This window comes from Methylobacterium sp. 13MFTsu3.1M2, from assembly GCF_900112625.1.
Lineage (GTDB): Bacteria > Pseudomonadota > Alphaproteobacteria > Rhizobiales > Beijerinckiaceae > Methylobacterium.
Genome location: NZ_FOMM01000023.1, coordinates 1 through 19245, shown reverse-complemented (window position 1 = coordinate 19245; position 19245 = coordinate 1). Strand labels below are relative to the sequence as shown.

The 19245-nt window shown below is 73.3% G+C and carries 14 protein-coding genes, 2 tRNA genes and 1 pseudogene; 3 read left to right on the top strand and 14 right to left on the bottom strand.

The annotated features are described in order from the left end of the window. Positions 1-188: 188 nt before the first annotated feature. The 4 genes from BM314_RS21960 to BM314_RS21945 form a co-directional block, all read right to left on the bottom strand. The gene (locus tag BM314_RS21960) at positions 189-1694 is read right to left on the bottom strand and encodes an ATP-binding cassette domain-containing protein (protein WP_056524052.1); all 1506 of its coding nucleotides are present in this window, start codon (positions 1692-1694) and stop codon (positions 189-191) included. Beyond that, on the bottom strand, positions 1691-2611 hold the full coding sequence (locus BM314_RS21955) for a branched-chain amino acid ABC transporter permease (RefSeq protein ID WP_020095280.1): 921 nt from the start codon (positions 2609-2611) through the stop codon (positions 1691-1693). Before BM314_RS21955 ends, BM314_RS21960 begins: the two co-directional genes overlap by 4 nt. A 205-nt stretch (positions 2612-2816) precedes the next feature. Next, the gene (locus BM314_RS21950) at positions 2817-3692 is read right to left on the bottom strand and encodes a branched-chain amino acid ABC transporter permease (RefSeq protein WP_020095281.1); all 876 of its coding nucleotides are present in this window, start codon (positions 3690-3692) and stop codon (positions 2817-2819) included. An 18-nt stretch (positions 3693-3710) separates the two neighbouring features. Then, positions 3711-4970 carry an ABC transporter substrate-binding protein gene (locus BM314_RS21945; protein ID WP_091682466.1) on the bottom strand — a complete coding sequence of 420 codons (1260 nt, stop codon included), beginning with the start codon at positions 4968-4970 and terminating at the stop codon, positions 3711-3713. Positions 4971-5295: 325 nt separating this feature from the next. Between BM314_RS21945 and BM314_RS21940 the strand changes: the two genes are divergently transcribed. Next, complete coding sequence (locus tag BM314_RS21940) at positions 5296-6321, top strand: cyclase family protein (protein WP_056524058.1); 1026 nt, start codon at positions 5296-5298, stop codon at positions 6319-6321. Between the two features lie 42 nt (positions 6322-6363). Here BM314_RS21940 and BM314_RS21935 read toward each other — a convergent pair whose 3' ends face one another. The 6 genes from BM314_RS21935 to BM314_RS21910 form a co-directional block, all read right to left on the bottom strand. Next, positions 6364-8361 carry an SDR family NAD(P)-dependent oxidoreductase gene (locus BM314_RS21935; protein WP_091980192.1) on the bottom strand — a complete coding sequence of 666 codons (1998 nt, stop codon included), beginning with the start codon at positions 8359-8361 and terminating at the stop codon, positions 6364-6366. Positions 8362-8459: 98 nt separating this feature from the next. Then, positions 8460-9311, bottom strand: coding sequence for a DUF1206 domain-containing protein (locus tag BM314_RS21930; RefSeq protein ID WP_091682461.1), 852 nt, complete (start codon positions 9309-9311; stop codon positions 8460-8462). Between the two features lie 120 nt (positions 9312-9431). Continuing rightward, positions 9432-9773 (bottom strand): hypothetical protein, encoded by a 342-nt coding sequence (locus tag BM314_RS21925; RefSeq protein ID WP_091980190.1) that lies wholly within the window; start codon positions 9771-9773, stop codon positions 9432-9434. A gap of 47 nt (positions 9774-9820) precedes the next feature. After that, positions 9821-10384 (bottom strand): Uma2 family endonuclease, encoded by a 564-nt coding sequence (locus BM314_RS21920; RefSeq protein ID WP_091980188.1) that lies wholly within the window; start codon positions 10382-10384, stop codon positions 9821-9823. A 172-nt stretch (positions 10385-10556) separates the two neighbouring features. Then, positions 10557-11786, bottom strand: a complete 1230-nt coding sequence (locus BM314_RS21915) for a M23 family metallopeptidase (RefSeq protein ID WP_091980186.1) — start codon at positions 11784-11786, stop codon at positions 10557-10559. A gap of 77 nt (positions 11787-11863) precedes the next feature. Beyond that, the gene (locus BM314_RS21910; RefSeq protein WP_091682455.1) at positions 11864-12331 is read right to left on the bottom strand and encodes a peroxiredoxin; all 468 of its coding nucleotides are present in this window, start codon (positions 12329-12331) and stop codon (positions 11864-11866) included. Positions 12332-12583: 252 nt separating this feature from the next. On the opposite strand from BM314_RS21910, the gene BM314_RS21905 reads away from it, so the two are divergent. Beyond that, positions 12584-15964 carry a DUF3971 domain-containing protein gene (locus tag BM314_RS21905; protein WP_091980184.1) on the top strand — a complete coding sequence of 1127 codons (3381 nt, stop codon included), beginning with the start codon at positions 12584-12586 and terminating at the stop codon, positions 15962-15964. Positions 15965-15998: 34 nt separating this feature from the next. On the opposite strand, the gene BM314_RS21900 is transcribed toward BM314_RS21905, so the two are convergent. The 3 genes from BM314_RS21900 to BM314_RS30705 form a co-directional block, all read right to left on the bottom strand. Next, positions 15999-17603: a TROVE domain-containing protein gene (locus tag BM314_RS21900; RefSeq protein WP_091980182.1), complete on the bottom strand. Its 1605-nt coding sequence runs from the start codon at positions 17601-17603 to the stop codon at positions 15999-16001. Between the two features lie 224 nt (positions 17604-17827). Continuing rightward, positions 17828-17959: transfer RNA gene (locus BM314_RS30710), tRNA-OTHER, on the bottom strand. Beyond that, positions 17960-18026 (bottom strand) — tRNA-OTHER (locus BM314_RS30705). A 604-nt stretch (positions 18027-18630) separates the two neighbouring features. On the opposite strand from BM314_RS30705, the gene BM314_RS21895 reads away from it, so the two are divergent. Further along, entirely contained in the window at positions 18631-18924 is a 294-nt protein-coding gene (locus BM314_RS21895; RefSeq protein ID WP_056524084.1) for a helix-turn-helix domain-containing protein, read from the top strand. Positions 18925-18949: 25 nt separating this feature from the next. On the opposite strand, the pseudogene BM314_RS21890 reads toward BM314_RS21895, so the two are convergent. Next, a pseudogene (locus tag BM314_RS21890) lies at positions 18950-19245 on the bottom strand (ferredoxin--NADP reductase); the annotation flags it as partial.

Genomic DNA, 19245 nt, shown 5'->3' with positions numbered 1-19245 from the left:
CGCTCAGGCCGCTGCAAGCGCGAATTCGAGGATGAGGCTCATCCGATCCAGACCCTCATCCTGAGGTGCCCGCGCCAGCGGGCCTCGAAGGAGGTTTCCAGAGAGTGCTGCGATCCCTGGAGGGCTCCTTCGAGGGCTACGCTGCGCTCCGCCGCCTCAGGATGAGGGCGTGAATTGGATACCGCCCCTCACAGGTAGGCCGATCCCATCTCGCTGGCGAAACGCTGCGGCGGTCCCTCCCAGACGATCCGCGCCTGCTCCAGCACGTAGACCCGGTCGGCGTGGGGGAGCGCGAAGGTGACGTTCTGCTCGCCGAGCAGGACCGTGATCGGCGTGGTCTGCCGCAGCTTCTCCAGCGCCTTCGACAGCAGCTCCAGGATCACCGGGGCGAGGCCCAGCGTCGGCTCGTCGAGGATCAGGAGGCGCGGGCGCATCATCAGCGCCCGGGCGATGGTCAGCATCTGCTGCTCGCCGCCCGACAGGGTGCGGGCGCTCTGCGACTCGCGGTCCTTGAGGATCGGGAACAGCTCGTAGAGCCAGTCGCGCTGCCTGGCGCTCTCGGCCTTCGGAAAGTGCTGGCCGCCGAGGTCGAGATTCTCGCGCACGCTGAGGTCGCCGAACAGCTCCCGGGTCTCGGGCACCTGGACGATGCCGGCCCGGGCGATGGCGGCGGGCTTCATCCGGGAGAGGTCCCGGCCGTCGAACCGGATCGTGCCCGTGTGCGGCACGAGGCCCGAGATGGCGTTGAACAGCGTGGTCTTGCCGGCGCCGTTCAGGCCGACCACCGAGACGAACTCACCCTCGTGGACGTGGATCGAGGCGGCGCGCAGGGCCTGCGCCTTGCCGTAGAGCACGTCGACGCCCTCGACGGTGAGCAGCGAGTCGGGCTTGAACGCCGCCTCGGGCCGGGCCGCCGTCTCGATGCTGCCGCCGAGATAGACCCGGCGCACGGTCGGGTCGGCCATCACCGACTCGGCCGAGCCCTCGGCGATGCGCTCGCCGAGATACATCGCGAAGACCCGGTCGACGATGGCCGCGACGCTCTTCACGTTGTGGTCGACGAGGAGCACGGCCTTGCCCTCGTCGCGGAAGCCGCGGATCAGCTCGGAGAAGGCCGCGACCTCGCCGCCGGTCAGGCCCGCGAAGGGCTCGTCGACCAGCACCACCCGGGGGTCGCGGGCGATGGCCTTGGCGAGCTCCAGCCGGCGGAGATCCGCGAAGGGCAGGGTGCCGGGGCGCCGGTCGACGACCGCGCCGAGGCCGACGCGCTCGGCGATCTCCCTCGCGCGCCGCGCCACGTGGGGGTCGGCCGCCAGCCGGATCAGGCTGTCGGGCAGGAGCGCGAGGCTGATGTTCTCCAGCACGGTCTGCCGCTGGAGCGGCCGCGCGTGCTGGAACACGAGGCCGATCCCGGAGCGCGCCACCCGGTGGGCCGGCATGCCGCCGATCTCCGTGCCGTCGAGGCGGATCGAGCCGGCGCTCGGCCGCTCCAGCCCCATGATCAGCTTCATCACGGTGGACTTGCCCGAGCCGTTGGGGCCGATCAGCCCGAGGATCTCGCCCGGGCGCAGGTCGAGGTCGATGTTCTTGACGGCGACGAGGCCGCCGTAGCGCTTGGTCAGGCCGCGCACGGTGAGGCAGGGCTCGGCCATGACGGGCGACACGGCCGGCGGGGGCGCGACGGCGACGGTCATCGGGCTCTCCGGAGCGATCCGAGGCCGAGCAGCCCCGAGGGCACGAACAGGATCACGAGGAGCGCCACCGCCGAGACCACGAAGGTCGAGAGGCCGCCGAGCGGCCGCAGCAGCTCGCCCGCCGCGATCAGGAACACGGCGCCGAGCGCCGCGCCCACGATGGTGCGCCGGCCGCCGAGCACCGCCGCGATGATCACCTGCACGCCCACCGACGTGTTGATCAGCGTGCCGACCGAGGCGGTGCCCATGTAGAAGACCACCAGCCCGCCCGCGAGGCCCGAGAAGGCGGCGCTGACCGCGAAGGCCGCGAGCTTGTGCTTGGCGACGTTGAAGCCGAGCGCCCCGGTCACCACCGGGTCCTGGCCGGCGGCCTGAAGGATCAGCCCGGCGGGCGAGCGGGCGATGGCGGTGAGGATCAGGCCCGAGACCGCCATGAAGCCCAGCGCCAACCAGTAATTGGTGTCGGCGTCGATCGAGATGACATCCGGCACGGTCAGGCCGATCTCGCCGCCGGTGAGGCCGGAGAAGACCACGATCATGTTCTGCAGGAGCAGGACCGCCACCAGGGTGATCAGCCCGAAATAGGGACCGCGGACCTTCAGCGCCGGCAGCGCCAGGGCGAGGCCGCCGACCACGGCGAGCACGGTCCCGGCCGCGAGGCAGTAGGGGATCGGCAGTTCGTAGCGGTTGTTGAGGATGCCGGCGCCGTAGGCCCCGAGGCCGATCAGGAAGGTCGGTCCGAAATTCACCTCGCCGGCGAAGCCGAAGAGCAGGTCCCAGGCCATGGAGAACACGCCGAAATAGTAGGCGATGGTCAGGAGGCCGAGGATGTAGCCGGAGACCCACCAGGGCAGGGTGGCGGCGGCCAGGACGGCGAGGATCGCGATCCAGAAGCCGGGGGTGGTGAGGAGCTTCATGGGGTGGCCTCGCACACGGCAGCGATCCGGCTCGTTCGGCGCAGAGGCCTTTCCCACCCACGCCCCTCATCCTGAGGTGCCGCGCCAGCGGCCTCGAAGGAGGCCTCCAGGGATCGCGCGGCCGGCTGGAGGGCTCCTTCGAGGCGGCTTCGCCGCACCTCAGGATGAGTGCGCGGGCTGGACACCCGGGGTGCAAAAAGAACCATCACCGCCGCCCCAGCAGACCTTGCGGGCGCAGGTACATGACGGCGACCAGCAGGAGCAGCGCCGGGATCACCCGGTAGGCCGGCGAGATCAGGTAGGCGGTGGCGGTCTCGAGGTAGCCCACCACGTAGGCGGCGATCAGCGAGCCGGTGACGCTCCCGAGGCCCCCCAGCACCACGATCGAGAAGGCGCTCGCGGTGAGCGGCCCCACCGAGTACGACGATACCCCGAGGAACATCCCGAGCAGCACCCCGGCGGTGCCGGCGAGCAGGCCGTAGATCGCCCAGACCGCCACGTAGATCTTGCCCATGTCGTGGCCGAGCAGCGTGACGCCCCGCGGATTCATGGAGGCGGCGAGCAGGACCTTGCCGGCCCGCGCCCGATTCACGAACAGCCAGAGCAGGCCGATCACCACCCAGCAGATCACCGCGGTGAAGACCTGGTTCCTCGGCGTCCGCACCCCGGCGATCTCGAAGACGCCCTCGACGATCGGCAGCACGGTCTTCGGGTTATCGGTGAAGAAGTAGGCTACCAGCTCCTGGATCATGATCCCCCAGAGCAGCGTCCCCGTGAGCACGAAGATCTCCTTCTCCTCTCGCGGGATGGCGCGGCTGCGCTCGATCGGCGCGACCACCGCGAAGTAGGTGACCAGCGCGCCCGCGAGCCCGCACAGGATGCCGATCACCGCGCCCGCGTAGGAGCCGAGGCCGAACAGCGCCGAGGCCGCCCAGGCCGCCACCGCGGCCATGACCATCAGGGCGCCGTGGGTCAGGTTGAGGACGCCCGAGACCCCGAAGATCAGAGTGAAGCCCATCGCGCCGAGCGCGTAGAGGGACGAGATCGCGAAACCGTCGACGAGGATCTGGAGGCCGATCATCGCGCTCTCCCCGCCCGGTTACCGTCCCGCCGCCTTCACCGCAGGGGGCAGGATCATGGTCCCGTTGGCGGTGGTGGCCGGCCAGATCGCCACCTGCTTGCCGTTCTGCCACTGCCCGAGGACGCTGGTCATGAGGCCGGGCCCGTACTGGATCGAGTGCGTGAACGGCTCGTCCTTGCCGTAGAATTTCAGGCGCCCGACGGTGCCGACGTAGTCGGTCTTCTCCAGGGCGTCGACGAGCTTGTCGGCCTCCGTGGAGCCCGCCCGCTTGACCGCCTCCGCCGCGTAGTGCGTGGCGTCGTACGCCATGTAGCCCGCGTAGGACGGCGCGCCGCCGAAGCGCTTGGTGAAGGCCTCGGCGAACGGGATCGTCTTCTCGGTGAGCGCCACGCCCGGCACCGCCACGCTGTCGAACAGCACGCCCTGCGTGCCGCCGTTGGTGTTGGCCCAGAAGGTCGAGGAGGTCGCCTGGCCGCTGATCCCCGTCATGGCGATCGGCACCTGCTGGTTCTGCCACTGCACGGTCGGCTGCACGCCGACATGGGCGATGCCGGTGACGATCAGGTCGGGCTTGGCCGCCTCGATCTTGTTGTAGATCGGCGTGAAGTCGCCCGTGTCCGGCGAGAAGCGGACGTGCTCGACCACCTTGAGCCCGGATTTCGGCAGGCATTCCTGGTAGGCGGCGTCCAGCGGCCGGGTCCAGGCCGCGTCCTCGCTCATGATCGCGGCGGTCTTGGCCTTGAGCTTCTCGACCAGCACCTCCTTGGCGGAATCGCAGACCGCCTGCGCCAGGGCGTGCGAGGTCAGGTAGCCGTGGAAGGTGTACTTGTTGCGCGCGTAGTCCTTGTGGACCGCGACGCTGATCTCGTTCGAGGCCGCGCCGGGCGTGATCATCGGCGTCTTGAGCCGGGCCGCCCAGGGCATCAGCGCCAGCACGACCTCGGAGATGTAGCTGGCGATGACGAGGTTGACCTTGTCCTCGGAGACCGCCCGCTGGAAGGCGCGGACCGCGTCGGAGGCGGAGGACTTGTCGTCGTAGGTGACGACCTGGATCTGGCGCCCGTCGATGCCGCCCTTGGCGTTGATCTCGTCGGCGGCGAGCTGGACCGCCTGCGGGATCGAGGCCCCGGCCACCGACTGCGCCTCGGCGATCACCCCGATCTTGATCGGGTCCGCGGCCCGGACGGGCCCGGCGGCGACCAGCCCCGCGGCGATCAGCGCGGGCAGCGTGCGCCGAATCGGGGCAACCCGGGCGGCGGCGCGCACGGTCTCGGACATCGGCGTTCCCTCATCCCAGTGCCCGAATTTTATATTCGCGGGCTTGGCCCGGACTGTACCCGCGCTCCGACGGATCACAAGGGGCCGGTCGGGACCGGCCGGTGACGTTTGCACCGAGTCGTTTTCCGCCCGGGGTATCGCCGCGCGCCGCCGCATCCTAGGCTCGCCGCGGCCCTGCGAAGCGCGGGCCCGGCGGCCTCGAAGAAGGGCACGGTCCGGTGAGGAACGCACGCTCGGCCGCGGCCGGGGTTCGCCCCGGACCGCGGCCCCGGAGCCTCGGGAAGCGGCCCGCTCCGCGGCCGGCACGGGCAGGGGAACCACAGGCATGACCCTGCGCTGGACGCGGCGGCCCGAGGGCTCGACCTGGGGGGATTTCGGCCCCGACGACGAGCTGGGGCGCCTGAACCTGCTCACCCCCGAGAAGGTGCTGCAGGGCGTTGCCGAGGTGCGCGAAGGGGTCACCTTCTGCCTCAGCCTGCCGCTGGACCTGCCGGGCGGCAACGTCCTGAACCCGCGCCGCCACCCGCCGCAGATCACCCCGACGCGCCGCGCCAACGGCCGGCCGAACATGAACTTCCCGGTCTGCGAGGAGGTCGACGGCGCCACCGACGTGATCTGCGACGACCGCGCGCTGATCCACCTGCAATACTCGACGCAATGGGACTCGCTCGCCCATGTCGGCTCGCTGTTCGACGCGGACGGGGCGGGCGCCGCACCGACCTTCTACAACGGGTTCCGCGGCGGCCGCGACATCGTCGGGCCGAGCGCGCCGGAGGCGGCGGATGAGCCGTCCCGGGCGAAGCGCCTCGGGATCGAGCGCCTCGCCGAGACCGGCATGCAGGGCCGCGCCGTGATGATCGACCTGCGCGCCCATCTCGGCGACGCCAGGACACGCGTCGGCTACGACGAGCTCGCCCGGATCCTGGAGGCCGACGGCGTCGTGGTGGAGCCGGGCGACATGGTCTGCCTGCACACGGGCTTCGCCGAGCGGCTGATCGCCATGGGCGGCGCGCCGGACCCGAAGCTCGTCCACACCCTCTGCGCCGGCCTCGACGGGCGCGACCCGCGCCTCCTCGACTGGATCACCCGCACCGGGCTCTGCGCGCTGATCGCCGACAACTACGCGGTGGAGGCCTACCCGGCCGGCCCCGGCCCCGCCTGCTGCGCGACGCTGCCGCTCCACGAGCACTGCCTGTTCAAGCTCGGGGTCAATCTCGGCGAGCTGTGGCACCTGACGCCGCTGGCCGACTGGCTGCGGGCCCGCGGCCGCAGCCGCTTCCTGCTCACCGCCCCGCCGCTGCGTCTGCCCGGCGCCGTCGGCTCGCCGACGACGCCGATCGCCACGGTGTGAGGATCGGAGCGGTCCCGGGACGCGTTTCCGAGGTCGCCCGGATCAGCCGAGGGCGGCGGGTGCGGCGGCGCGCGGCGGGTCGCCGACCGGCTCCGCGGCCGGCTCCGCGGCTTCCTGGGGCGGCCCGGGGCGGAGGACGGCGCGCTCGCGGAAATGCGGGATGGCCGCCTCGAACACGGCCTCGGCGGCCGCCCGGTCGCCGGCCGCCACGGCGTCGCGCAGCCGCGCCACCCAGGCGTCGAGCCGGTCCCGATCGGCGAAGACCGGCCGCGCCGCCATCACCCCGTCGATGCCCGGCAGGGCGATCCGGGGCTCCTCGCGGGCGAACAGGATCTCGTTGAGCCGCTCGCCGGGCCGGGCGCCGGTATAGGCGATCTCGATCTCGGTGCTAGGCTCGAAGCCGGCCAGCCGGATCATCCGCTCGGCGAGGTCGGCGATCCGCACCGGCTGCCCCATCTTGAGCACGTAGACCGCGGCGCGCTCCGCGCCCGTCCGGGCCTCGCCGTCGGCGTGCGAGGCGGCCGTCAGCACGAGGTCGCAGGCCTCGCGCACCGTCATGAAGTAGCGGACCATGTCCGGGTGGGTGACGGTGACCGGGCCGCCCCGGGCGATCTGCGCCTTGAAGACCGGCACGACCGAGCCCACGGAGCCCAGCACGTTGCCGAACCGCACGGCGATCAGCCGGGTCGGCTGGTCCGGCCGCGCCGACTGCGCGGCGTCGAGGGCCTGGGCGACCATCTCGGCGAAGCGCTTGGTGACGCCGAGCTGCGAGACCGGCTCGATCGCCTTGTCGGTGGAGATCATCACGAGCGCCCGCGCGCGCGCCGCCACCGCCGCCTCGGCGACGTTGATCGAGCCGAACACGTTGGTCTTGATGCCCTCCTGCCAGTCCCGCTCCAGGTAGGGCACCTGCTTCAGCGCGGCGGCGTGGAGCACGTAGTCGGGCCGGAACGCCGCGATCACCGCGTGGGTCCGCTCACGGTCGCGGATATCGGCCAGCACCCCCGTCACGGCGGTCTCGGCGGCCAGGATCGCGGGGTGGCTGAGGATGCCGTGGAGCGCCGGCTCGGAGGATTCGAGCACCAGCACGGCGGCGGACCCGAAGGCCACGGCCCGCAGGCAGATCTCCGAGCCGATCGACCCGCCGCCGCCGGTCACCACGACCCGGCGGCCGGCGAGGAACGCCTCCAGGCGCGGCCGGTCGATGGCGACGGTCGGCCGCAGCAGCAGGTCCTCGATCTCCAGCGGCGCCAGTTCCGGACCCTGCACGCCCTCGCCGAGGCCGACGACCCGGGCGAGGGGCAGGCCGAGGCGCCGGGCGCGGGCGATCAGGTCGTCGGGCGCCGCCTCCGGCACCAGGGCGCTCGGGGCGGCCACGAGCCGCCGCACCGGCTCGCCGCGCGCGGCGAGGTCGGCGACCACCCGCTCGAGATCCGGGAAGCCGCCGAGCACCGGCACGCCGCGCATGAACTGGCCGCGCTCGTCCGCCCGGGGCGACAGGATGCCCCGCGGCGCGAGCTTCCGCACCGAGCCCGCCTCGATGGCGCGGATCAGCACGTCCATGTCGGCGCCGCGCCCGAGGAGCAGGGTCGGGACGGTGGCGGCCCGCGCGCTCGACTGCCGGGAGCGGGTGTCTTTCAGGTAGCGGAACGCCAGGCGCGTACCGCCCAGGAAGAAGATCTGCAGCACCCAGTAGAGCAGGATCGCGATCTTGCCGAAGAAGTAGAAGCCGTAGAGGTCGGACGAGACCAGCACCCAGTCGATCACCAGGAGCGCGAGGGCCAGGACGCTGGCCGCCCGGACGATGCCGGCGAGGTCCTGCAACGAGGCGAAGCGCCACTTGGTCCGGTAGAGCCGGAAGCGGCCGTAGACGAGGCCGGCGAGGACGAGGAACGGCGGCAGCAGCAGGGGCAGGGCGTGCAGACGCTCGGCCAGCATGCCGCCCTGGAAGCGGAACAGGAAGGTGAGCACCACGGCGGCAGCGGTCGCCGCGAGGTCGTGGGTCACCATCACCGCGGTCTTGTAGAGGCGCTGCTGCATCGGGAGCCGGATGGGATGCCGGGGGTATCCGCCGCGGCACCGGCCCTGTCAACGCGGCCCGCCCAGGGCCGGAGCCGGGGCCGGAGGCGGCGCCGGCCTCAGCCCAGCGCCCGGGCCGCCGCACCGGCCGCGTCGTCCACCCGGTCGATGTCGGGGGCGTCGATGTGCCGGTAGCGGGCCTGGATCAGCCCGAAGGCCCCGAAGGCGGCGTGGCCGGCCGCCACGAGCCCGAGCAGGATCCAGCCGTAGGGTTGTGCGCGCAGCAGCGCGAAGGCCTCGGCCAGACCCTTGGCATCCGAGGAGCGCTGGTGCCACGCGGCGGCCACGAGGAACCCGCCGATGATCAGGAAGGCGAGGCCCCGCGCCGCGTAGCCGAAGCGGCCGATCGGGCCGGCCCAGCGGTCCCGGGCCCGGGCGTCGAGGGCGAGCCGGTCGGTGACGTCCCCGCGCCACGCCTTGCCGAGGAAGCCGAACCCGCCGCCGACGACCGCGAGGCCGACGAGGGCCACGAGCCAGCGGCCGAAGGGCTTGCTCAGGAGCCACGCGGTACCGTCATGCACGCCGTCGCCGCCGCTCATGCCCAGGCCGAGGCTGAGCGAGGCCGCGCTGGCGGCGAGACCGAGGTAGAGCCCGGCGCTGATCAGGTGGGCACCGCGCACCGCGAGGCCCTTGGCGGAGGTGCCCCGCCGGTCGGCATCGGTGATGCCCTCGACGAGGCGCCAGAGGGCGAAGCCGGCGAGGCCGAGGGCGATCAGGCCGACGACGGCCGCGCCGAACGGCCCGGCCATGACGGCGCGGAGCGCGTCCTTGCTGTCGCCGGCCCGGCCGCCATGCCCCAGGGCCGCCAGCAGGGCCAGGGCGCCGACCACGATGTAGACCACGCCGCGGGCGCCGTAGCCGAAGCGGGCGATGCGCTCGATCGCGTTGCGGCCGCCGGGAAGGGTCCTCATCGGCGGGACCCGGCTTCGGGGAATCGGGTGTCGGGCACGGGCGGCATCCTGTGGAGCGGGAGCGTTCAACGCCCGGCGGCGCGCACCCGATCCGTTGCCGGCACAACCTCCGTGGCCGCCCTACATGGGCGTCCGGTCGGCGCGGCCGGTGAGCGCCACGTAGAAGCCGAGCCCGTCCTGGGCCGGCAGGGTCTGCAGGCGCTCGATCAGGCCGCGGCGCTTCGCGTCGAGGAGCAGGCGCCCGGCCGGCTGGAACAGGGTCTCGCCGCCGCCCTCCGGGGGCGGATCGAGCCGGATCGCCACGGTCTTGCCCCTGGCGAAGCGGCTGCGCTCCAGCATGTCCTTGAGCGAGGCCTCGGCGGTCGCCCGGTTGGTGCCGCGCAGGTCGAGCACCGACTCGGCGTCGGTCACGCCGAGGGAGCCGCGCAGCTTGGCCGCGTAGAAATCTTCGAAATGGGGCAAGTCGGTGCCTTGATGCTTCGCCGTTCGATCAGGTGGGGTGCGGCCGCTCAGAAGGCGAGACCGCGGTAGAGGTCGCGCACCGGCACGGCGCCGTCGAACTCCGGCAGCAACACGGTACCGTCGAGCCCGAGGGCCGCGACGCTCCAGTCGTCGCCCGCGCGTCGCCAGACCTCGACCCGCGCCTCGTCGGAATAGACGATCAGCAGGACCGCGAGGCTCGGCACGGTCCGGTAGAAGTCGATCTTCCGGCCGCGGTCGAGACTCATGGTCGAGGGCGAGAGCACCTCGGCGACGAGGAGCGGGTCGGTCGCGTAGCCCTCCGGCAGCGGCGGCCCGCACCGCACCACCACGTCGGGGATCGGGGCGAAATCGTCCATCGCGGCGCTGAGGATCGCCAGACCCGGCATGGCGCGGCAGCCTCGCGGCTCCGCCAGGGCGTCGAGTCGTCCCGCCAGGTTCATGACGATTCGCTGATGCCGCTCCCGCGGCGGCGCCATGAGCACGGGCTCGCCGTCGAGCAGCTCCCAGCGCTCGTGCGCGGGCCGGCCCTCCACCCAGAGCCTGAACTCGGACACATCCATCCGCGCGTCGCGCTTCGCGGCCAGAGCCATCGCCGATCCCCACCTCGGCCGGATCGTAGCACCGGGCCGGCCGCCCGCAACAGGTCCGGCCCGGAAGGCCATCCCCGCGCGGGCGTCACGGCCGATGCCAGGCCGGCCTCCCTCGGGGACTCGGAGGCCGGCACAGGGCGACCGGCACAGGGCGACCGGCGCAGCGACGGACTCAGTCGGCGCCGAGCCCGGCCGCCGCGACGGTGGCGCCGGCCTCCAGGAAGCGCTGCGGATCCAACGGCTCGCCGTCGATGCGGGTCTCGTAGTGGAGATGCGCCCCGGTGGAGCGCCCCGTCGAGCCGACGGCGCCGACCGCGTCGCCCGCGGCCACGCGCTGCCCGGGGCGGACCGCGATGCGGGCGAGGTGGCCGAACCGCGTGGTGACGCCGTGGCCGTGGTCGATCTCGACCATGTTGCCGTAGCCGCCCGCGGCCTCGGCGGCGATCACCCGGCCCGGCGCGGTGGCGCGGGCGGGCTCGCCGTACTCCGCCTTCAGGTCCAGCCCGGTATGGAGGGCGAGGCCGCGGGTGAAGGGGTCGAGGCGCGTGCCGAACGGGCTCGACACGGTCGCGCCTCCCCGGATCGGGCGGGCCAGGGGCAGGGTGGCGGCGAGCCGGCGCAGGCGCTCGCCGTCGTCGAGCGCGCGCCGGGCCAGGGCGAAGCCCTCCGCGAAGCCGGTGCCGTCCAGGGCGCGGCCGTCGAGGGGCACGAACGGTCCGCCCAGCCCGGCGGCCGGCGCGGCCGCGCCGGTGCGGTCGGGATCGAGGCGGTCGGGGTCGAGACCGGTGCGGCCGATCAGCCCGCGCAGCCGCCGCACCGCGTCCCCGGCCCGGGCGGCCAGCCCGGCGAGGCGCTCGCCCTGGGCCGCCTGCAGGCCGTCGAGCCGGGCCTCCAGCCGGATCAGGCCGGTCTCGGCCTCGCGCGCGCCGCGGCGGGGCAGGGGATCGCGGGCGGAGCGCGGCGCCGGAGCCGCACCCTCAGTCGGACGCAGGAAGAGATCGTCGTAGCTCCCACCGGGCGCAGCGCCGGGCCGCCCGGGCAGGGCGCCAGTCGTGGAAGGGTCGGGCAGGGCCTGCCGCTCCAGGTCGGCGAGGGCGGCCGTGCGCCGCTCCAGCTCGGCCTGGCGCTCCAGGGCGGCCGCGACCCGGTCGGCCAGACCCGCCTCACTTCCCGCCCGGTCGCTCCGGTCGCGGTCGAGGCGGTCCTGGAGCTCGCCGATGCGCGCCTCGTAGGCGTCGCGCAGGGCGGCCTGCCGGGCCACGAACCCGGCGAGCACGTCGTCGTGGAACACGATCAGGCAGGAGGCCCCGAGCGCCCAGGCCACCGCCAGGGCGAGGCCGGCGGCGAGCCAGGGAGCTGGCCGGTGCGGCCTGAGACGCGCGGGGAACTTCGGAAGCTGCATCGGGACGGCACCGGAGGAGCCGCCATTCAGGCCTCAGTAGGGTTAAGGATCCGTCGCGCGCCGGGCGTCAGGGGACGTCAGGGCAGGGCGCGCGCGGCCGCCAGGACGGCCTCGGCGTGGCCGGGCACCTTCACCTTCGGCCAGATCCTGGCGACGCGCCCCTCCCGGTCGATCAGGACGGTGGTGCGCTCCACGCCCATGTACTTGCGCCCGTACATGCTCTTCTCGACCCAGACGCCGTAGGCCTCGAGCACGGTCTTGTCCTCGTCGGCGGCGAGCGGGAAGGTCAGCCCGTACTTGCTGCAGAACTTGTCGTGGCTCTTCACCGGGTCCGGCGACAGGCCGACGACCTTGGCGTCCGCTTCCGCGAAGGCCGGCAGCAGGCCGTTGAAGTCCTGCGCCTCCAGCGTGCATCCGCTCGTGTCGTCCTTCGGGTAGAAGTAGAGCACGACTTTGTGACCGCGGAGCGCGGACAGTCCGACGCGCCCTCCGCCCGAGGCGGGAAGGTCGAAATCGGGGGCGGGATCCCCCTCTGACAGCGGCATCGTGCCTTCCTTTCGGCCGATTGATGATGTGCAACCGATCTCGTGCGCGGGCTCGAGCGATGGCACCGCGCACGTCCGAGCCAAGCCCGGAGTCGCGGCCGCTGTAAAGCGCGGGCGCGCTTCGATCCACCGGCCGCGGAGCCCGAGGGCGCCGCGCGCAGAGACCCCGGAACAAAGGTCCCGATGGCGGACGAGACAACGCCGGCATGCAGGCCTCGGGGGAAGGCGCGACGCGTCGGCGGCGTCTGCCTCGTGAGCGCCCTCGCGCTGGTGCTGCTCGTCGGCGCCGGTGTCGGCCTCGTGGCCCTGCGCCTGTCGAACGGGCCGCTCCAGATCGACGGCCTGTCGCGCCGCGTCGCCGCCGCCGTGGCCGAGCGGATCGGACCCGGCTGGAGCATCGGGCTGCGCGGCAGCAGCCTCGAGCTCGACCGCGAGAACGCGCTCAGCCTGCGCTTCTCCGGCCTCGACATCCGCAACCCGCAGGGCGACCTCGTGGTGCGCGCCCCCCTGGCGCTCGTCAGCCTCGACCCCTGGGGGCTCCTGCGGCTCAACCTGCAGCCGCGCTCGATCGAGTTCCGCGAGACGCAGACCACCGCGCTGCTGCACCGGGACGGCTCCATCGCCTTCGCGGCCTCGGAGGCCAACCACCCGGTCGACGTCGCGCCGCACACGCCGCCGAGCGTGGACGGGGTGCGCGGCACCGTCTCGCCGCTCTCGGCCGCGATCGCGTCGATCTTCGGGGTCGTCCTCGATCCGGGCGGCGTGGTCGGCGCCCTCGACCGCGCGCGCGTCACCGACGCGCGGCTGCGGCTGATCGACGAGGACGGCCGCGAGCGCGCGGTCTTCGCGCGGGTCAACGGCCTGTTCGGGCGCGACCCGGTCAACGGCACCCGGAACTTCGAATTGCGGCTCGATGGGCCGCACGGCGAGTGGCGCTTCGGCGGCACGCTGCGCGACGGCGCGGACGGGCAGGAGCGCTCGGGCGTCATCACCCTCGACGACCTGCCGGTCACGGATCTCCTGCTGCTCTCGGGCCAGTCCGGCCTGCCGCTGACCACGGACCTGAAGGTCTCGGCCCGCGCCGACGTGAGCCTGACGGCCGGCCGCATCCGGACCATGAACGCCAAGCTCCACACCGGCGACGGCACGTTCCTGATCGAGGAGAAGGACTTCAACCCGGTCACGGTCGAGAGCCTCGACGCCTCCCTGGACTGGGACGAGGCCAACCGCGTGATGTCGCTCACTGGCCTGGACTATCGCGGGGCCGGCAACGCCGTGCACCTCGCGGGGACGTGGACGGGCAGCCCCGCGGGCGCGAGCACGACCTGGACCGCGACGCTGGCGAGCCGCGACGCCACCTTACGCGGGGCGACCCCGCAGGACGCGCCGGTGAAGATCGACGCCCTGGACGCGCAGCTCTCCGGCCGCGACGGCGGGATCTCCATCGACGCGCTGACCCTGTCGGGGCCCGGCGTGAAGGGCGCCATCACCGGGACGATCGGCACGAGCGCCGACGACGGCGGCCTGACCCTGCACCTCGCCGGCCACGACGGCGAGGTCCGTACCGGGCTGCGGCTCTGGCCGGAGCACATCGCGCCGCCGGCCCGCACCTACCTGGTGGACCAGCTCCGGCGCGGCCGGGTCGATTCCGTCGACATCAAGGTGAAGATGTCCGGGGCAGTCCTGGCGGCCGCCACCCGGGGCGACCCCGCCCCGGACGACGCGGTCCACATCGACTTCCACGTCTCGGACGCGGCCATCGACGTCACCGCCGATTCCCCGCCGGTGACCAAGGGCAACGTCGTCGGCGTGATCACCGGGCGCTCGACCACGGTGCGCAACGTGACCGCCGAGGTCCACGGGCCGGACGGGCGCGGGCTCGCCATCTCGGACGGCAGCTTCGTCATCCCGCAGATCACCCCGGACCGGGTCGTGGCCCAGATCGGGATGCGGCTCTCCGGCGGCGCCGACGGCATGGCCTCCGTGCTCCAGGCCAAGCTGTTCAAGAGCGTGATGAGCGTCGACCTCGACCCCGCCACGATCAAGGGCAGCGCCGACCTGCGCGTCGACTTCCCCCTCGACCTCAAGCACATCCCCGACCTGCCGGACCTGCCGGTGACGCTGACCGGCTCGCTGGCCGACCTCGCGGTCGACAAGGTGATGGGCCGGGACCGGCTCGAGTCGGGCCGGTTCAACCTCGTCTACGACCGGGGCGCCTTCACGCTGAAGGGCGACGGCCGGGTCGCGGGCGCGCCCATGTCGGTCGACCTGCGCCAGCCGAAGGTCGGGCAGCCCGGCGAGGCGGTGGTCAACGTGTCGCTCGACGAGGCGGTCCGCGGCCGCAAGGGCCTGCCGACCGCGCCGCAGCTCACCGGCACCATCCCGGTCCGCGCGGTGGTGCAGATCGGCCGGCCGGGATCCGGCAAGCCGCCGATCCGGGTCGAGGCGGATCTGGCGAAGGCCGGGATCGACGGGCTGATCCCGGGGCTGACCAAGTCGCCGGGCAAGCCCGGGCGGCTGACCTTCACCCTCGTCGACAGCGGCCAGACCTTCGACCTGCGGGACTTCGCCCTCGACGCGGCCCCGGCGAGCGCCCGCGGCACCGTCTCGATCACGCAGGAGGGCGGCCTGGAGCGGGCGGACCTGAGCAGCGTCAAGCTCTCCCCCGGCGACGACCTGCGCGTGAGCCTCGACCGGACCGCCGGCGGCTACAAGGTCGTGGTCCGAGGCGCGGTGGCCGATGCCCGGCCGTTCCTGAAATCGCTGGGCGCCCCCGACCCGAAGGGCGGCCGAGAGGCGCGGGACGCGAATCCGAAGGATATCGACGCCGACATCCAGGTGCCCATCGTCACCGGCTTCAACGAGGAGGCGCTGACCGGCGCCAACCTGAAGCTCTCCCTGCACGGGAAGACCCTGCGGGCCGCCAACATCACCGGGCGCTTCCGCGCGGCGCCCTTCGCCGCCACGGTCACCCGCGGGGAGCGCGGCGTGCCGACCCTGTCGGTGGAATCGGCCGATGCCGGCGCGACGCTGCGGTTCGTCGACGTGTACCGGCGGATGTATGGCGGCCGGCTCACGGCCGGGATCGGCCTCAACGACGGCCCGCAATCCGGCGTCGTGCAGATCCGCGACTTCATCCTGCGCAACGAGCCCGCGCTGTCGAGCATCATGGCGCAGGGCCCGGAGCCGTCCGACGCGGAGACGGCCCGCGGCCGACGGGTCGCCCCGGGCCGGGGCGCGGGCGACGTCACCTTCGACCGCATGCGCGCCAATTTCGTGCGCACCGGCACCCGCGTCGACTTCACCGACGCGGCGATCTCGAACGCCGCCATGGGCTTCACCCTGTCGGGCTGGCTCGATACCGGCCGCGAGCGCACCGACATGACCGGCACCTTCGTGCCGCTCTACGGCCTGAACAACGTGGCCTCGCAGTTGCCGCTGCTCGGGCCGCTGCTGGGCGGCGGCCACAACGAGGGCCTGTTCGCGGTCAATTTCCGCGTCTCCGGCAAGCTCGCCTCGCCGGACGTGAGCGTGAACCCGCTCTCGGCGATTGCCCCGGGCTTCCTGCGCAAGCTGTTCAGCGCCGGCGGCGGCCCCTTCGCGGACGGGATGCCGGGCGTCCCGCAGCAATAGGGCGGGCAGCCCGGAAGAGCCGCCCGCCCCTGTCTCACGCGCGGATGAAATCCGCGATCACGGCCGGAGCCGCGGTGTCGAAGCCGACCACGTCGAGCATGCCGGGATCCTCCGGGTCGGCGATGCTGAAGCCGTTGGAGACCAGCCCCACGACCACCAGCTTCGCCGGGATCCCGGTCTTCTCCCGGTACGCCCGCAGCGCCTGGACCGGGTGGACCGGCCCCGCCCAGGTCTCCGAGTCCGTGTAGACCACGAACGCGTCGGCCTTGACGCCCCGCTCCAGCGCCCAGCGCATCGGCAGGGAGCAGTCGGTGGCGCCGAACGGCAGGTCGGCGGTCGCCCGCACCGCCTGATCGAGCCGCGTCGACGGCCCGATCGGCAGCGGCGTCATCGCGGCCCCCTGGCTCCAGGCCCGGCCGGCCTCGGCGGTGAAGCCCAGCACCTGCCAGTGCTCCTCGGTCGCCGCGGTGACGAGCGCCATCGCGGCGGCCGCCTCCCGGGCCGTGAGCGTCGAGCCCGCGACCGTGCTGGCGCCCATCGAGCCCGAGACGTCCAGCGCCAGCACGAGGCGCCGGCCCGTGGGCTCGACCGCGCTGAACGCCGTGTAGAACGCGGCGTTCAGCGCCTCGACGATCGCCGCCACCGGCTCCCAGGCGAGCTTGCCCCGCTGACCGTGCCCGGAGGCGTAGGTCTTGAGGGCCAGCAGCAGCGCCATCGGGTGCAGGCGCGCCCGGAGGATCCGCTCCCGGTCCGACAGGACCGCCCGGACGTGCTCGGTGCCCTCCGAGAAGGGCGCCAGCACCCCCGCGGCCGTCAGGCGGCCGAGCTGGCGCACGAGGGCGCCGACCGGCATCCGCTCGATCAGGGCCTCGTTCACCGCGCGGCTGCCCATCAGCCCGGTCGGCAGCGCCTCCCAGGGCAGGCCGTGGGAGCGCACCAGGGCGGCGGCCACCGCCCCGTCGAGGCCCTCCGCCTGCACCCGCGCGAAGGCGTGGACGATCCCGGGGGCGGCCTCGGTCACGGTGCCGCGGCAGATCCAGTCGAACAGCGCCTTCCGGGCGGGCTCCTCCGTCTCCGGATGGGCCAGCCGCAGGAGGTCGCGGTGCGACCAGCCCTGGCGGGTCCGGTACTTCACCGCCTGGAAGGCCAGGGCCTCCACGGGCTTGGCGCAGTACCAGTCACCGACCGCCCGGCGCAGACCCCGGCCCCAGCCGCGCATCGCCTCGACGGAGGCGGCGAACTGGAACAGGTGCGTGCCGGTGCGGCAGACCCGCGGCAGGGCCGCGAGCGCCGCGCGCCGGGTCGCGAGGTCCGCCGACGCGGCGGCCAGCGCCAGGGCGAAGATCGCCGGATCCGGCTTCGGAGCCCGGCCGCCCTCGCTCACCGCCACGATGGCGGCGACCGCGCGGGCGCCGTCCCGGGCGATGCACCGCTGCACCGCCGCCGCGTTCGCGGCGGTCAGGGCGCGCGGGCTCGCGTAGTACGAGCCGCCCTCGGAGCCGAGCACCAGGAAGCGGTCGAGCCGCGCCCAGTCGCCGACCGCGAAGGCGTGGCCTCCGGCGGCGTTCGGCACCGTGCCGGGGATCGGCTCCGTCTGCGGGGTGGCGCGGAGCCGGAACATCTGTGCGAGCTTCGTCATGGCGGGCTCCTCTCGGTCTCTCCTCTCTCCATCGCGGCCGATCGCCGGCCGGTGGCGCGTCCCGGCGCGCGCGGTCGGGCGGGGACGCGGCCGCGGCGCGTCGTCCACCGCCGCTCGCGCGCGGCCGGTCTCTCGTGTGGTCGGTGGCGGGGTTCCGTCCGGCCGGGCGCGGGCGTGGCGGCGGCGAGGGGCTTATCCGATGCTCTGCTTGAGCTACGGGCCTGACGACCCGGCGGGACTCGCACCCGCACCCCTCGGATCCCGATAACCTTCGTCTTCCGGCCCGCGTCCGGGCGATGCGGGCGTGGGGTGAGGAACGGTGTCCGGGCGCTCTATCCGGGCTGAGCTACGGGCCTCGCGGCCCGGCGGGATTCGAACCCGCGACATCCCTTCGGTGAAGATAACCGTTCCTCTCCGGCCCGCATCGTCGGCCGGGATCCGCGCACGGTCGGCGCCCCCAGTCGTCTGGCCGGGCCCTGCGGTCGTGGTGTCGGGGACGGGCATGAGCTCCGGCGACCTCGCGGCCCCCGGCGGGGATCGAACCCGCAACCTCCGCGGGACAAGCCCGCGGCGCTCTACCGATGATAACCGTCCCCTGCCGGCCCGCAGGGTCCTCGAGACGCGCTCAGCCTCTCGGGCCGAGAGCCCCGCGATACGACCGTAACGGTCGCATCAGCCCGGGACGGGCGAACGCCGCGACGTCGATGCCGTCGTGCTGTTTCATGCCATGCTCCGTCCGAACGGGGCTTCGGGTGACGCGGGCGTGTCGATGAGGCTCGGGGGGATCCGTGACAGGGATAACCGAGCGTCTCCGGCCCGCGCCGGTGAACTGCGATCGGCTGCCAGCGGCGACCGTTGCGAAGGGAACCGGACTCGTCCGCCGCGGCGCGCGGGCCGCGGATACGAGGAGCGTGCGGTCACTTCAGATCACCGGCCCGGCAGGCCGATGGCGCGGTGGATACGGTCGCGCTCGGCCTGCGTCAACCGGAAACTTGAAAATTCTTTCAGTTCGGGCGATCTCCGGCCCATGATCACTGCCGCCCAGATCCGCGCCGGCCGCGGACTTCTCAAGTGGACACAAGGGGTTCTCGCGAGCCGCGCCGCGGTCTCCGTCGTCACCCTGAACATGATCGAGAGCGAGCAGGTCCAGCCCCGCAGCCGGACCCTCGCGGCGATCCGCACGGTCCTCGAAGGGGCGGGCATCCGCTTCGTCGGCGACGCGCAGGACGGATACGGGGCGATCCTGCGCCCCGCCCCCGCGACCGGGTCCGGGGACGCACCGGCACAGAAAAGCCCGGCGCGGACGACCGCACCGGGCTGAAGCCGAACCGGCCTGCGCGGGTGCGCTATTTCTCGACGAAGGCCTTCTCGATGACGTAGTGGGCGGCCTCGCCGTGGTTGCCCTCCTCGTAGCCGCGCGACGTCAGGAGCTCGCGGGTGTCGCGGATCATGTCGGGGCTGCCGCAGAGCATGAAGCGGTCGTTCTCGATCGCCATCGGCGGCAGGCCGATATCCTCGAACAGCTTGCCCGAGACCATCAGGTCGGTGATCCGGCCGCGGTTGCGGAACGGCTCGCGGGTCACGGTCGGGTAGTAGACCAGCTGGTTCGAGATCATCTCGCCCAGGAACTCGTGGCGCGGCA

Excerpts from the sequence above, each read along its gene's own strand:
- BM314_RS21960 (WP_056524052.1), bottom strand. The coding sequence starts at position 1,694 with ATGACCGTCGCCGTCGCGCCCCCGCCGGCCGTGTCGCCCGTCATGGCC.
- BM314_RS21935 (WP_091980192.1), bottom strand. The coding sequence starts at position 8,361 with ATGCAGCAGCGCCTCTACAAGACCGCGGTGATGGTGACCCACGACCTC.
- BM314_RS21945 (WP_091682466.1), bottom strand. The coding sequence starts at position 4,970 with ATGTCCGAGACCGTGCGCGCCGCCGCCCGGGTTGCCCCGATTCGGCGC.
- BM314_RS21900 (WP_091980182.1), bottom strand. The coding sequence starts at position 17,603 with ATGACGAAGCTCGCACAGATGTTCCGGCTCCGCGCCACCCCGCAGACG.
- BM314_RS21920 (WP_091980188.1), bottom strand. The coding sequence starts at position 10,384 with ATGGCTCTGGCCGCGAAGCGCGACGCGCGGATGGATGTGTCCGAGTTC.
- BM314_RS21895 (WP_056524084.1), top strand. The coding sequence starts at position 18,631 with ATGATCACTGCCGCCCAGATCCGCGCCGGCCGCGGACTTCTCAAGTGG.
- BM314_RS21910 (WP_091682455.1), bottom strand. The coding sequence starts at position 12,331 with ATGCCGCTGTCAGAGGGGGATCCCGCCCCCGATTTCGACCTTCCCGCC.
- BM314_RS21915 (WP_091980186.1), bottom strand. The coding sequence starts at position 11,786 with ATGCAGCTTCCGAAGTTCCCCGCGCGTCTCAGGCCGCACCGGCCAGCT.
- BM314_RS21940 (WP_056524058.1), top strand. The coding sequence starts at position 5,296 with ATGACCCTGCGCTGGACGCGGCGGCCCGAGGGCTCGACCTGGGGGGAT.
- BM314_RS21955 (WP_020095280.1), bottom strand. The coding sequence starts at position 2,611 with ATGAAGCTCCTCACCACCCCCGGCTTCTGGATCGCGATCCTCGCCGTC.
- BM314_RS21930 (WP_091682461.1), bottom strand. The coding sequence starts at position 9,311 with ATGAGGACCCTTCCCGGCGGCCGCAACGCGATCGAGCGCATCGCCCGC.
- BM314_RS21950 (WP_020095281.1), bottom strand. The coding sequence starts at position 3,692 with ATGATCGGCCTCCAGATCCTCGTCGACGGTTTCGCGATCTCGTCCCTC.